This window comes from Nocardiopsis sp. SBT366 (genome assembly GCF_001083815.1).
In the GTDB taxonomy this organism is placed as follows: Bacteria; Actinomycetota; Actinomycetes; order Streptosporangiales; family Streptosporangiaceae; genus Nocardiopsis; species Nocardiopsis prasina.
Map to the genome: position 1 here is coordinate 11,893 of NZ_LAVM01000039.1, position 12,526 is coordinate 24,418.

The 12,526-nt window shown below is 71.4% G+C and carries 13 protein-coding genes; 10 read left to right on the forward strand and 3 right to left on the reverse strand.

The window, feature by feature from the left end:
- Window positions 1-248 precede the first annotated feature (248 nt).
- Genes ADX84_RS13735 through ADX84_RS13745 form a run of 3 tightly spaced genes read left to right on the forward strand, consistent with a single transcriptional unit; the run spans window position 249 to window position 3,369 of the window.
- Window positions 249-1,508 carry an ABC transporter substrate-binding protein gene (locus ADX84_RS13735; protein WP_049573346.1) on the forward strand — a complete coding sequence of 420 codons (1,260 nt, stop codon included), beginning with the start codon at window positions 249-251 and terminating at the stop codon, window positions 1,506-1,508.
- Window positions 1,505-2,503 carry a carbohydrate ABC transporter permease gene (locus ADX84_RS13740; RefSeq protein ID WP_049573351.1) on the forward strand — a complete coding sequence of 333 codons (999 nt, stop codon included), beginning with the start codon at window positions 1,505-1,507 and terminating at the stop codon, window positions 2,501-2,503. The genes ADX84_RS13735 and ADX84_RS13740 overlap by 4 nt, the downstream gene beginning before the upstream one ends.
- Window positions 2,500-3,369 (forward strand): carbohydrate ABC transporter permease, encoded by an 870-nt coding sequence (locus ADX84_RS13745; RefSeq protein ID WP_017547151.1) that lies wholly within the window; start codon window positions 2,500-2,502, stop codon window positions 3,367-3,369. The genes ADX84_RS13740 and ADX84_RS13745 overlap by 4 nt, the downstream gene beginning before the upstream one ends.
- Before the next feature lie 40 nt (window positions 3,370-3,409).
- On the opposite strand, the gene ADX84_RS13750 is transcribed toward ADX84_RS13745, so the two are convergent.
- The 3 genes from ADX84_RS13750 to ADX84_RS13760 form a co-directional block, all read right to left on the reverse strand.
- Window positions 3,410-4,330 (reverse strand): ketopantoate reductase family protein, encoded by a 921-nt coding sequence (locus ADX84_RS13750; RefSeq protein WP_199776590.1) that lies wholly within the window; start codon window positions 4,328-4,330, stop codon window positions 3,410-3,412.
- A gap of 77 nt (window positions 4,331-4,407) precedes the next feature.
- Entirely contained in the window at window positions 4,408-5,598 is a 1,191-nt protein-coding gene (locus tag ADX84_RS13755) for an MFS transporter (protein WP_049573354.1), read from the reverse strand.
- Between the two features lie 150 nt (window positions 5,599-5,748).
- The gene (locus ADX84_RS13760) at window positions 5,749-6,600 is read right to left on the reverse strand and encodes a sigma-70 family RNA polymerase sigma factor (protein WP_049573358.1); all 852 of its coding nucleotides are present in this window, start codon (window positions 6,598-6,600) and stop codon (window positions 5,749-5,751) included.
- A 589-nt stretch (window positions 6,601-7,189) separates the two neighbouring features.
- On the opposite strand from ADX84_RS13760, the gene ADX84_RS13765 reads away from it, so the two are divergent.
- The 7 genes from ADX84_RS13765 to ADX84_RS13795 all read left to right on the forward strand — a co-directional run bounded on the left by ADX84_RS13765 (window position 7,190) and on the right by ADX84_RS13795 (window position 12,523).
- A complete protein-coding gene (locus tag ADX84_RS13765; protein ID WP_234003960.1) occupies window positions 7,190-8,224 on the forward strand; it encodes an acyl-CoA dehydrogenase in 1,035 nt (344 codons plus the stop codon).
- Window positions 8,214-9,008 (forward strand): PIG-L deacetylase family protein, encoded by a 795-nt coding sequence (locus ADX84_RS13770; RefSeq protein WP_049573365.1) that lies wholly within the window; start codon window positions 8,214-8,216, stop codon window positions 9,006-9,008. The genes ADX84_RS13765 and ADX84_RS13770 overlap by 11 nt, the downstream gene beginning before the upstream one ends.
- A complete protein-coding gene (locus ADX84_RS13775) occupies window positions 9,005-9,616 on the forward strand; it encodes an SAM-dependent methyltransferase (protein ID WP_082206491.1) in 612 nt (203 codons plus the stop codon). The genes ADX84_RS13770 and ADX84_RS13775 overlap by 4 nt, the downstream gene beginning before the upstream one ends.
- Entirely contained in the window at window positions 9,616-10,374 is a 759-nt protein-coding gene (locus ADX84_RS13780) for a glycosyltransferase family 2 protein (protein WP_049573368.1), read from the forward strand. The genes ADX84_RS13775 and ADX84_RS13780 overlap by 1 nt, the downstream gene beginning before the upstream one ends.
- A gap of 43 nt (window positions 10,375-10,417) precedes the next feature.
- Entirely contained in the window at window positions 10,418-11,302 is an 885-nt protein-coding gene (locus tag ADX84_RS13785) for a helix-turn-helix transcriptional regulator (RefSeq protein WP_049573370.1), read from the forward strand.
- 133 nt (window positions 11,303-11,435) lie between these two features.
- A complete protein-coding gene (locus ADX84_RS13790; RefSeq protein ID WP_049573372.1) occupies window positions 11,436-11,876 on the forward strand; it encodes a cupin domain-containing protein in 441 nt (146 codons plus the stop codon).
- Window positions 11,873-12,523 carry an SDR family oxidoreductase gene (locus ADX84_RS13795; protein WP_049573373.1) on the forward strand — a complete coding sequence of 217 codons (651 nt, stop codon included), beginning with the start codon at window positions 11,873-11,875 and terminating at the stop codon, window positions 12,521-12,523. The genes ADX84_RS13790 and ADX84_RS13795 overlap by 4 nt, the downstream gene beginning before the upstream one ends.
- Window positions 12,524-12,526: the final 3 nt, after the last annotated feature.

Below are 12,526 nucleotides of genomic sequence, written 5' to 3' on the forward strand. Positions count from 1 at the left end.
GCGCCCGGCGGCTTCGGGGCCGGGCAGGCGGAACACCACAGGTCACGCGAGGGTCGCGACGAATCCCGCTCACAGTGTCGCTTCGGCGTGTCCCGTCACCGCGGGTGCGTCTCCGATTCGTGATCCGCCCCGCCCTTGACCTAGGTCGCCGGGGTTGCGAAGGATGGCGAAATCGGATTTTCGGTGACTTGTGACACTTGGGGCGGTGCGTCACCGTGGACGGGGCGGCCGCCCGGAGAGGGATGCGTATGCGTTCACGGCGGTGGTCGATCGCGGCCTCGGGGCTCGGGCTCACACTCCTGGCCACGGCCTGCGGGGGCGGAGGCGGGGCCGGAGACCGGGTCGAGGTCTTCTCCTGGTGGACCGGCGGAGGTGAGGAGGCCGGTCTGAACGCGCTCATCGAACGCTTCGAGGAGCAGAACGAGGGGATCGAGTTCGTCAACGCCGCCGTCGCCGGGGGATCGGGCACCAACGCCCAGGCCGTGCTGGAGGGACGGCTCCAGAGCCAGGACCCGCCGGACTCCTTCCAGGGGCACGCGGGGGCCTCCCTCCAGGACTACATCGAGGCCGGCTACCTCGCCCCGCTGGACGACTTCTTCGACGAACAGGGACTGCGCGAGGCCTACCCCGACCAGCTGGTCGAGCAGATCTCCTACGAGGACAGCGTCTACTCGGTCCCGGTGAACATCCACCGGTCCAACGTGATGTGGTTCAACCCCTCGCTGCTGGAGGAGGCCGGGGTCGAGGGCCCGCCCGAGACCCTGGACGAGCTGGTCGAGGCGTTGGAGGCCGTGGACGCCGAGACCGACGCGATCCCCATGGCGGTGGGCGCCCAGTGGACCGTCGACCACCTGCTGGAGTCGGTGCTGCTGGGATCGCTGGGCACCGACGCCTACAACGCCCTGTGGGAGCCGGGCGCCGCCTGGGACACCCCGGAGGTGGCCGAGGCGCTGGAGACCTTCGAGACGATCATGTCCCACACCCAGGAGGAGTCGGCCGCCGAGGACTGGCAGGAGGCATCGCGCCGGGTGTCCGAGGGCGAGGCCGCCTTCAACGTCATGGGCGACTGGGCGGCCGGGTACTTCGACGAACTGGGAGCGCTCCCCGGAGAGGACTACGACTGGGCTCCCTCCCCCGGAACGGACGGCACGTACATGTGGCTTTCGGACAGCTTCACCCTTCCTGCGGGCGCCCCCAACGAGGAGAACGCCTACTCCTGGCTCGAACTCGTCGCCAGCCAGGAGGGCCAGGACCTGTTCAACCCCCTCAAGGGCTCCATCCCGGCCCGCTCCGACGCCGACCCGGCCAACTACGCGGACAGCCCCTACCTGGAGTCCGCCCTCGCCGAGTGGCAGGCCGGACCACAGCTGGCGGGATCGTTCTGGCACGGGGTGACCGTGGGCAACCGGTGGAAGAACGACATCGACACCGCTGTGGGCCTCTACCTCCAGAGCGGGGACCTGGAAGAACTCAACGCGGCCCTGCACGAGGCCGCCCAGTCCGAATGAGCGCGTCCACAGAACCCGGGGCCGCCGCGCACGGCGGCCCCGGCCACCCGAAACGTCCCGTACCGGGAACCCGCGCGCACCCGACACGCTTCCGACGGGCACTGACCAGGGCCCGCACGTGGTTCCCGGGCCTGCTGATGGTCTCCCCGTCGATTCTGCTCATCGGCGTGTTCGTCTACGGCATGATCGGCTGGAACACCCAGCTCGCCCTGAGCGACAAGCACGCCCCGATCCAGGACGGCTCCTTCGTGGGGCTGACCAACTTCGTCCAGCTGTGGCAGGAGGCCCGGTGGCCCGCCGCCGTGAGCAACGCGGTGGTGTTCACCGTGGTGTTCGTCGGCGGCGCGCTGTTCCTGGGCTGGCTCCTGGGCCTGCTGCTGGACAAGGGCATCCGGGGCGAGGCGGTGTTTCGCACCCTCTTCCTCGCCCCGATGGCCGTCTCCTTCATCGCCACCGGTGTCGTGTGGCGGTGGCTCATGAACCCGGCGCCCGCCGAGCGCGCCACCGGGCTCAACGCCCTGTTCGTCCACCTCAACATGGACTTCCTGGTCAACGACTGGTGGACCGCGCCCGACTTCGGCATGGCGGCGATGGCGCTGCCCGCCGTCTGGCAGTTGGCCGGGTACGTCATGGCGCTGTTCCTGGCCGGGTTCCGCGGGGTGCCCGAGGAGCTGCGTGAGGCGGCCCGCGTGGACGGGTGCTCGGAATGGGGCGTGTACTGGCGGGTGGTCATGCCGCAGCTGCGCCCGGTCGTCCTCAGCGCCGTCATCATCCTGGGACACATGTCGTTGAAGGTGTTCGACCTGATCATCGCGGTGGCGGGCCAACAGATCGTCGCCGACGTCCCCGCCGTGTACATGTGGGCGATGGTCTTCGAGGTCCGCGACCCGGCCAAGGGGGCCACGATCGCGTCCTACCTGCTGTTCGCGGTGGCGGTGTTCGTCATCCCCTACCTGGTGTGGACCGTGCGCAAGGAACGGAGCGAGGGCCGATGACCCAGAGCGCACCCGAGCGGGTGGTCGCCCCCGGCGGCGGCGCGTCCGGGACCACGCGACGCGGGCAGGCGGTCAAGTTCACCGTGCTGTTCGTGCTCGCGGCCCTGTTCCTGCTGCCGATGTACGTGCTGGCGGTGACCGGGTTCAAGCCCTTCGACGAGGCCACCGCCGCCCAGGCGTGGCTGCTGCCGCGCAACTGGAGCCTGGAGGGGTGGTCGACGGCCTGGTCGTCGCTGGCCCCGGGACTGTGGAACAGCGTGCTGATGGCGGTGCCGAGCGCGGTCATCTCGGCCGTACTCGGCTCGATGAACGGCTACGTGCTGGCGCGCTGGCGCTTCCCCGGCGCGGACACGGTGTTCACGCTGTTCCTGTTCGGGATGTTCATCCCCTACCAGGCGGTGATGATCCCCCTCCAGCAGATGCTGGTGAGCGCCGGGCTCATGGGCGGGCTGTTCCCGCTCATCCTGGCGCACACGGTGTACGGCATCCCGATCTGCACGCTCATCTTCCGCAACTACTACGCGAGCATCCCGGGGTCCCTCATCGAGGCGGCACGGGTGGACGGCGCGGGACTGCTGCGCACGTACGCCCACGTGGTGCTGCCGGTGTCGGCACCGGCGTTCGCGGTCACACTGATCTGGCAGTTCACCTCCGCTTGGAACGACTTCCTCTTCGCGGTGTTCCTGACCGGGCCCAACAGCTGGCCGGTGACGGTGCAGCTGAACAACGTGGCCGGGTCCATGGTGGTGCCCTACAACCAGCAGATGGCGGCGGCGGTGCTCGCCTCACTGCCGACGCTCCTCATCTACCTGGTGCTGGGGCGGTACTTCATGCGCGGCCTCATGGCGGGCGCGCTGAAGGGCTGACCGGGATCGGCCGCCGGGGACGTCCCCGGCGGCCGCCCCCTCAACCCCGCGCGGCCGAGTAGACGCTCAGGTGCGTGTGGGCCAGGGAGAACAGCGGGGTGGGCACCCCGAGTTCGCGGCCTCTGACGACCAGGTCACCGACGATGTGGTCGCCCTCCACCGGGTTGTCGTGGGTCAGGTCCCAGTACATGGACGTGGAGGTGTCGCGTTCGGTGTCGGAGATGACCTTGTCGGCGAACCCCCTGATCCGGTCGCTGGGCGGGTACCCGGCGGCGGTGGCCACGGTGATGGCCTCCGCGAACGTCCCCGCGCTGAACTCGGAACCGCCCGGGGCGCGGTTGACCCTGCCGATGGGCGCGCGCATGAGGCAGGTGACGGCGCCCAGGCTGCCCAGGAAGACCCACTTGTCCCACATCTCCTGACGGATGTCCTTGGTGGGGCGTGCGGTGTACCCGGCCCCCTCCAGGGCAGTGTGGACCCGGTCCAGGTCCACCACGGGGGAGTCGGAGAGCGGGCCGTAGACGAGCTCACCCAGCTTCCCCACCTCCACGATGCCGCCGTCCTCGTCCAGGCGGGTCATCACCATGCACACCCCGCCGAACACCCGGTCCGGGCCGAACCGATCCACCAGGACGTCCAGGTGGCGCATGCCGTTGAGGAAGGGGACCACCACCGTCCGGGGGCCCACCGCCGGGGCGAGGTCCTCGACGGCGCCCTCGAGGCCGTAGGACTTCACCGACAGCAGGACGAGGTCGTAGTCGTCGGTGAGCTCGTCCCTGGTCACCGGACGGACGGGGATGTTCTCGGTGTGGCCTTCCACGGAGCGGATGTTGAGTCCGTGCTCCCTCAGGAAGGCGGCGCGGGCGGGACGGACCAGGAAGTCGACGTCGCGACCGGCCTGGACGAGGCGCCCGCCGAAGTAGCCGCCGACAGCTCCCGCACCCACGACAAGGATCTTCATGTCTCTCCTGGTTCAGCCCAGCCCGATGGATCAGGCAAAACGTATGACGATGGGACGCAACCCCGCAAGGGGCGCCCCTAACGCCTGTGGACAACCCGGTCCGGGGCGCGGGTGAACGCGATGCTGAGCAGCAGTCCCACGCCCGCCGACATCGCCGCCACCACCGGGACCAGGCCGGGGCTCGCGGCGACCGCCGCGCCGCCGAGGACACCTCCCAGGGCGGCCCCCACGTAGACCGATCCGCTGTGTACGGCCATCGCCTGGGACGCGGCGCGCGTGCCCGCGCGGTCCAGCATGAGCGTCTGGAGACTCGGTGGCACGGCCCAGGCCGCGGCGGACCAGACCACGAGCAGGGGCGTCACCACCCACAGCGGAGCCGGGCGGGTCAGCCAGAGCAGGGCGAGCGCGGACATCGTGAGAGCGAAGAGCACCACGGAGCACCGCAGGGTGGGCAGTGCCCCGATCCGGTCCACCAGGTGCCCGGAGGCCTGCGCCCCCAGCAGCCCGCCGACCCCGGAACACACCAGCAGCACGCCGAGCACCACGGGGGTGACGCCGGAGAGTCCGGACAGCACCACCGCGACGTAGGTCTGGAAGGCGAGGTTCCCGGCCACGGTCAGGACGGTGACGGCGAGGACGACCGCCACGGTTCGGTCGACCAGGGGCCGTACCAGGTCGGTCAGCGTCCGGTGGTCCTCCTCAACGACCACCGATGGCAGGGCGAGGGCGGCCATAACCAGAGCGGCCAGCCCCAGGAACCCGCAGAAAACGAAGGTGGACTCCCAACCCCACAGGGCGCCGATCCACGTCCCGAGGGGGACGCCGAGCAGCACCGCGCCGGTCAGGCCGGTCATGACGGCGGCCAGATGGCGGCCCCGGTGCTCCGGTGGGGCGAGGGTGCCCGCCAGGGCCAGGGAGGTGGGCAGGACCACGGCCGCGGCGAGCGCCGCGACCACGCGCAGGGATATCAGCGCCGGGTAGCCGTCCACCAGCGGGACGGCGACGTTGGCCGCCGCGAACACCGCCAGCGCTCCCAGGAGCGCCCTCCTTCGGGGGACCCGGGCGAACAGGACCGCCCACAGGGGCGCGGTGAGCGCGTAGACGAGGGAGTAGACGGTGACGAGCTGTCCGGCGGCGGTCTCCGAGACGGCCACTGCGGAGGCGATCGCCGGGAGCACACCGATGATCACGAAATCGTCCGTCTGGACCGTGAACGCGGCCAGCACCAGGGGGAGGAGCCACAGGGGAGGCAGTCGGGGACCACGCATGGAGTAAGGGTAACAGTTGTTTCCTGAATGGAGTCGCGCGTTCGCGCCCCCGCCTGCTTCGGTGAACACGCTCTCCCGGTCCTGTGCGACAGCGGGTCCTTGACCGGAGCTGTCCAAGACGGCGGAGCAGCCGAGGATCAGGGCCAGGTGTCAGGAACGGGGGCTCCCCTTCGGCGGGGCGTCCCCCTCGGACAGTTCCGCGCGCATCCATTCCAGGGCCCCTGACAGGAGCCGGGAGACGTGCATCTGCGAGCAGCCCACCTCGCCCGCGATGCGCGCCTGTTTCCAGCCGTCGAAGTAGCGACGCCGCAGGATGAGCCGCTCCCGGGGCGTCAGCCGGGTCAGGACGGAGCGGGCCGCCTGCCGGTCCACGACCAGGTCCAGACCCGGGTCGCGGACCCCCATGTACCGTTCCAGGGCGTTGGACGACTCCTCACCGCGCGGATCCGGAGCACTGAGCGAGAACGTGTTGTAGGCCTCCGAGACCAGCAGTGTCTCCTCGACGTCGGCGACCGTCACTCCCATCTCCTGGGCGATCTCCTCGTTGGACGGTTGGCGGCACAGGCGTTGCTCCAGGTCCTGCCTGGCCTGGCGCAGGAACGGGCGGCGCGCCTGGGGTGCGCGGGGCGTGTGCACCGACCACGTGTGGTCGCGGAAGTGACGCTTGATCTCCCCGGTGACCGTGGGCAGCAGGTAGGAGACGAAGGGCTTGCCCCGGCCGGGGTCGAAGCCCTGGATGGCCTTGACCAGCCCCAGGTGGGCCGTCTGCCGCAGGTCCTCGATCTCCTCGCCCCGGCCTCCGTAGCGTCGGGCGATCCGGTTCAGCAGTGGTCGGTAGTGGGCCACGATCCGTTCCTTGAGTCGGACGGCGGCGGCGCTGCCCTCCTCCAGAGACCGCAGCTCCAGGAGGATCTCCTCGGCCGAGGCGTCCCCGGGCGGTTCCTCCACGGTTCCGGAGCCGTCGAAGGGCACCGGCGCGTACCTCGTCGTGTTCGGACGCATGTGAACCTCACAACCAGTCACGTGTGGGCGGTGGAGCCAAAGCGCGGTGTTCTGCTGCTTCCTGGCGGGATCGCCTGCCTGCGGGGCCCGGCCGACCTGGTCGGCGCGCGGTACGTCACGGCCAGAGTGCCCTGGATGGAGACTTGGGAGAACCTCTCATGTCAGGACTTGAGGCGTTGTTGTGGACCTGTTGGGCGGCCATGACCGCCTGCGTGGTGGCAGTGAGGCACCCAACCCCTTCGGAGGCGGGCTCGTTCACCTCTGGAGCGATTCACGCCGGATGGGCTCCCTTGACCCGGGTGTGGGACGGGCGGGACCGCGGGCTGACAAGGACCCGCTCGGAGCCCGCGAGGAGGACCTCCGCGCGCCGCCCCGGCCGCCATGTGGCGTGGCGGATCCTCTCTCGTGAGCGGCCCGAACGCGTCCACCCGTGACCGGGTCCGAACCGGCCGAGCCGGCCGTGCCGGGTAAAGATCGCCTCCGCGCGTGTTTGGCGGGACCGGCGCCGGGTCACTCGCCAGTGGAGAGCGCGAAGGTCCGCACTCCGTCGCCAGGGGGTGCGGGCCCGACGAGCGGCCAGGGAGGGCGTATGAGCCAATCGACTCCGCCCGCACCGGTGAACGGCCGGGAGCGGACACGCGAGGAGGACGTTCCTGAGCAACACCGGCGACGGGTCGCGGCGTCGTTCGCCCGGGCCGTGCGCTCCGGAGACCTCGACCTGCCCCTGCCGGGCGGCGGGGACACCCGGCGCCGCTGGCGGGTGCTTCGGGACCTGGCGCGTGAGGATCTGTCCCTGGCCAGGCTCGCGGAGGGACACGTGGACGCCATGGCGATCCTCGCCGAACTCGGCGCCGCGCCGCCCCGGCACGGACAACTGTGGGGGGTGTGGGCGGCCCACCCTCCCGGGCCCAACGTGACGGCCCGGACCGTTGACGGGAGCTGGCGGTTGAGCGGAGTGAAACCCTTCTGCTCCGGTGCCCGGACGTGCACGCACGCCCTGGTGAGCGCCGAGGTCGACCAGGGCGAACGCCGCCTCTTCGCTGTCGCCACGGCAGGGGCGGGACCGGTGGGGGGGACGTGGGCCAGCGCGGGCATGGCGGCCAGCGACACCCTGACGTTCGGGTTCGACGACGTCCCCGCCGAGGCGGTCGGGAGTCCGGGCGCCTACGTCCGACGACCCGGCTTCCACCACGGGGGCGCCGGGGTGGCCGCCTGCTGGCTGGGCGGCGCGGTGGCGGTGAGTGCTCCCCTGGCCGCAAGAGCCGCCCGGGAGACGGCCGACGTCCACACACGGACGGCGTGGGGGAGCGTGGACCGCGACCTCCACGCGGCCGCGGCGGTCCTGGGACGGGCGGCCGACGAGATCGACGCCGACCCCGAGGACGCCCTGGAACGGGCCGCGCCCCGCACGGCCCGCGCCCGAGCGGTCGTGGCCGGGGTCTGCGGCGATGTCCTGAGACGGACCGGCGAGGCGTTGGGCGCGGGGCCGCCGGCCGCTGACCCGGAGTACGCTCGCGCCGCCGCCGACCTCGCCGTGTACTTGCGGCAGCACCACGCCGACCGCGACCTGGCCGAGCTGGGTGGGCTCTCCGCGACGAAGGAGGACGTACCCCATGAGTTCTGACACGCGCTCCGGCGTCCACCCGATAGACGCCGAGGGGACCCCGGAACGGCTCTGGCGGGAGTGGGGCCTCCTGCGACGGCTGCCCGCGTTCGCTCTCACGGGCATCGCGGACGCGGTCGTGGTCGCGCCCCACCCCGACGACGAGACGCTGGGATTCGGCGGGGGACTGGCGCTGTTGGCGGCGCTCGGCACGCGGATCACCGTCGTGGCGGTCACCGACGGAGAGGGATCCCATCCCGAGGGCTGCGCCCTCGCCCCGATGGGCCTGGTCGCGGCACGTGCAGAGGAGAGGGCGCGAGCGCTGTCCATGCTGGGAGCCGGAGACGTGCGTGTCGTGCGGCTGGGGCTCCCGGACGGTGAGGTGACGCGACACCGTTCCCTCCTCACCGCACACCTCACGGACCTGTGCGCGGGCGCCCAGCTCTGTGTCACGTCCTGGGCGGGCGATCTGCACCCTGACCACCGCGCCACCGGCCTCGCGACCCGAGACGCCGTCCGCGGCGGGGTCCAGCCGTCGAGAACCGTCCGGGGCCCGGGGCGGCCGACGCTGGTCAGCTATCCGGTGTGGATGTGGCACTGGGCCCGTCCCGCGGACGAGTCAGTTCCCTGGGAGCGGGCGCGGGGGATCGACCTGCCCCCCGGCACGCGGCGGCGCAAGGAACGCGCGCTGGGCGCCTTCACCACGCAGACCGAGCCGACCGGTCCGTCGGCGCGGGACCGGCCGGTGCTCGATGAGGGAATGCTCGCGCACTTCCGACGGGACCGGGAGGTGGTGTTCCGGTGAGTGTCGGACGGCACTACTTCGACTCCATGTACGCGGGGGCCACGGACCCGTGGGGATTCCGGAGCCGCTGGTACGAGGCACGCAAACGCGCGCTCACGATCGCGTCGCTGCCCCGCCAGAGGTACGCGCGGGCCTTCGAACCGGGGTGCGCGATCGGTGCGCTCACGAAGGCGCTCTCGGAGCGCTGCGACGAGGTCCTGGCATGGGAGGTCGTGCCGGAGGCGGCTTCCCTGGCCAGACGGGACCTGACCGGCGCCGACCACGTGGAGGTCGTCCACGCCGCGGTCCCCGAGGAGTGGCCCGGGGGAGACTTCGACCTCGTGGTGCTCTCCGAACTCCTCTACTACTTCGACGACACCGACCTCGCGACCGTGTTCGCCCGGACCGCCCGATCGCTGACCGGGGACGGCACGGTCGTCGCCGTGCACTGGCGACACCCGGTCGACGATCACGTCCGGTCCGGTGACGACGTGCACCGGGCACTCGACGCCGTGCCGGGACTGGACCGGACGGTGCTGCACGTGGAACGGGACTTCATGCTCGCGGTGTACGAGCGCTCCGACACGCGCGGGCCACGCTCCGTCGCCGAACGCGAGGGGCTGGCCTGATGGAGGCTGTCGCCGTGGTGATTCCCGCGCATGACGAGTCGGAGACCATCGTGGCCTGCCTGCGGTCGGTTCGGAACTCCCTGCGCCACTGTGGGGTGCCCCCGTGGCACCGCCGCGTGGTGGTGGTCGCCGATGACTGCACCGACGCGACAGCCACGCTGGCCCGTGAGGAGGGAGCCCACGTGGTGGAGGTCGCGTACCGCAACGTCGGAGCGGTACGGCGTACCGGCGTGGAGTTGGCGCTCGAACTCGCGCACCACCGGTCCGGGAAGGACCTGTGGCTGTCCTTCACCGACGCCGACAGTGTGGTCCCGCAGCACTGGATAGCGGCGCAGCTGGCTCTGGCCCGGACCGCCGACGCCGTGGCGGGGACCGTCGAGGTCACTGACTGGTCCGGGCGCCCCGCCGAGCTGGCCGAGCACTTCGCGCGCACCTATCCGGTCGTCCGGGGCAACGAGCACCTCCACGTCCATGGGGCCAACCTCGGGGTGCGGGCCTCCGCCTATCTTGCCTGTGGTGGCTTCGAGGCCCTGCGCCTCTCCGAGGACCAGGCCCTGGTCGCGGAGCTGGTGCGCCGGGGCCACTGTGTGAGCCGCCCCTGCGACCTGCCGGTGGTGACCTCGGCCCGGAGCTCCCCACGCGCCGCCGGGGGGTTCGGGGACTGTCTGAACCGCCTCACGCAGTCCGTGATGCGGCAGGACCACGCACTCAGCCGCCCTCCCCACCCATGGGGGAATCCTGGCTGGTGGGGGTACTGAGAGGGTCTCCCTCACGCCAGAGCCCTGGCCTACGGTGGCTGGTATGGACAACCGAGCGGAAGTGCGTGAATTCCTCATCTCGCGGCGCGCCCGGATCAGCCCCGAGGACGTCGGGCTGCCAGCCGGTGCGAAGCGTCGCGTGAAGGGTCTGCGCCGCAGCGAGGTCGCGACCCTGGCCGGTGTGAGCGTGGAGTACTACACCCGGCTGGAGCGCGGAGCGATCAGCGGAGCCTCCCCGGAGGTGCTCAACAGCCTCGTCAAGGCACTGCGCCTGGACGACGCCGAGAGGGCGCACCTGTTCGACCTCGCGCACGCGGCGAGCCCGGTGGCGCGGCCGCCCAAACGGCGGAGCGCGAAGAGCTGGACCCCGCACACCAGCCTCCAGTGGACGCTCGACGCGATCACCGCCGGGCCCGCCTTCGTCCGAAACGGACGCATGGACCTGCTGGCGGTGAACACGCTGGCCCGGGCGTTCTACAGGGACGTCTACGAGATGCCGGGTCAGCCGCCCAACGTCGCACGGTTCACCTTCCTCGACGAGCGCGCCCGGACCTTCTTCCCGGACTGGGACATGTTCGCGGAGGTGACCGTCGCGATCCTGCGCACGGAAGCGGGCCGGGACCCGCACAACAAGGAGTTGCACGACCTGATCGGTGAACTCTGCACCCGCAGCGACGAGTTCCGTCACCTCTGGGGCGCGCACGACGTCCGTCAGCACGGCACCGGATTCAAGACCTTCGAACACCCCGTCGTGGGTGGGATGACCCTGGCCTTCGAGGGGATGGAGTTGGCCGCCGAGCCGGGGCTGACCCTCACCGTGTACACCGCCGAGCCCGGGTCGGCCTCGGCCGAACGGATGAGCCTGCTCGCCTCCTGGGGAGCCAGCGAGTTCCGGGCCGAACGGTCCGTCGACGAGTCACACCCGTGAGGGCGGCCCCGCGCACCAGGGCAAAACCACGGTCAAGAGGAGGCCGCCCCGCCGTCCCGCGACGCGTCAACGGCGTACGCGGGCACGACCATGGGAACCGACCACCGCCGGACCGCACCACGGGAGGACCGTCTTGGAACACGTCACCGGCACCGCGACCCTCAGGGGACCGTCCGAACGCTTCACGGGCGACGTCTACCTGAACATGATCGAGGCCCCCGCCGAACCGGCCCGCCTGGCCGCCGCGCTGGTGCGCTTCACCCCCGGCGCACGAACGAACTGGCATTCCCACGCTCTGGGGCAGGTCCTGCACGTCACGGACGGTGTCGCGCTGGTGGGCACCCGCGACGGCACGGTCGTGCGGGCCTCGGCGGGCGAGACCGTCCGGTGCCCGCCCGGAGAGGAGCACTGGCACGGCGCCACCGACGAGGCGTTCATGTCGCACCTGGCCCTGGTGGTCGGGGACGGCCACGGCGACGGCACCACCTGGCTGGAACCGGTCACCGACCACCAGTACACAGCGGCCCTGGCCTTCGCCACCAGCACCAGCCGATCGAAGAAGGAGACGTCATGAGCACGATCGCGATCATCGGCGCGGGTCCCGGACTCGGCGCCGCCACCGCTCTGAGGTTCGGACGCGAGGGGTTCTCCGTCGCACTGGTCGCCCGCAACCAGGAAGGACTCGACCAGCTCGCACGTGACCTCGCCTCGGAGGGGATCGAAGCGCGCGGCTACGGGGCCGACGTGCGGGACCGGCCCTCCCTGACCCGTGCGCTGGAGTCCGCGGCCGCGGATCTGGGGGCGATCGAGGTGCTCCAGTACAGCCCGGTGCCCAGCCGCGAGTTCCTCCGCCCGGTGCTGGAGACGACCCCCGAGGACCTGGCCGCGGCGGTGGAGTTCTCCGTCCTCGGCCCGGCCACCGCCGTCGGCCAGGTGCTGCCCGGAATGGGCGAGCTCGGCCACGGAACGATCCTGCTGGTCAACGGCTCCAGCGCCGCGACGCCCAACGGGAACGTGGCCGGTACGTCGACGGCGTTCGCGGGGGAGTCCGCCTACGGACACATGCTCCACGAGGCCCTCGCGCCGGTGAACATCCACGTCGGACAGCTCATCATCCCCGGAGCGATCGGAGGGGGCGACCCCCGCTACGCGCCCGAGGCCCTCGCGGACCGGTTGTGGACCATCCACGACGAGCGGGGCCGCTTCCGCACGACGGTGTGAGCG

Bases quoted from the DNA above. Each gene is read 5' to 3' on its own strand.
- ADX84_RS13785 (WP_049573370.1), top strand. From the start codon at position 10,418: ATGGACAACCGAGCGGAAGTGCGTGAATTCCTCATCTCGCGGCGCGCC.
- ADX84_RS13795 (WP_049573373.1), top strand. From the start codon at position 11,873: ATGAGCACGATCGCGATCATCGGCGCGGGTCCCGGACTCGGCGCCGCC.
- ADX84_RS13770 (WP_049573365.1), top strand. From the start codon at position 8,214: ATGAGTTCTGACACGCGCTCCGGCGTCCACCCGATAGACGCCGAGGGG.
- ADX84_RS13780 (WP_049573368.1), top strand. From the start codon at position 9,616: ATGGAGGCTGTCGCCGTGGTGATTCCCGCGCATGACGAGTCGGAGACC.
- ADX84_RS13755 (WP_049573354.1), bottom strand. From the start codon at position 5,598: ATGCGTGGTCCCCGACTGCCTCCCCTGTGGCTCCTCCCCCTGGTGCTG.
- ADX84_RS13745 (WP_017547151.1), top strand. From the start codon at position 2,500: ATGACCCAGAGCGCACCCGAGCGGGTGGTCGCCCCCGGCGGCGGCGCG.
- ADX84_RS13760 (WP_049573358.1), bottom strand. From the start codon at position 6,600: ATGCGTCCGAACACGACGAGGTACGCGCCGGTGCCCTTCGACGGCTCC.
- ADX84_RS13735 (WP_049573346.1), top strand. From the start codon at position 249: ATGCGTTCACGGCGGTGGTCGATCGCGGCCTCGGGGCTCGGGCTCACA.
- ADX84_RS13750 (WP_199776590.1), bottom strand. From the start codon at position 4,330: ATGAAGATCCTTGTCGTGGGTGCGGGAGCTGTCGGCGGCTACTTCGGC.
- ADX84_RS13765 (WP_234003960.1), top strand. From the start codon at position 7,190: ATGAGCCAATCGACTCCGCCCGCACCGGTGAACGGCCGGGAGCGGACA.
- ADX84_RS13740 (WP_049573351.1), top strand. From the start codon at position 1,505: ATGAGCGCGTCCACAGAACCCGGGGCCGCCGCGCACGGCGGCCCCGGC.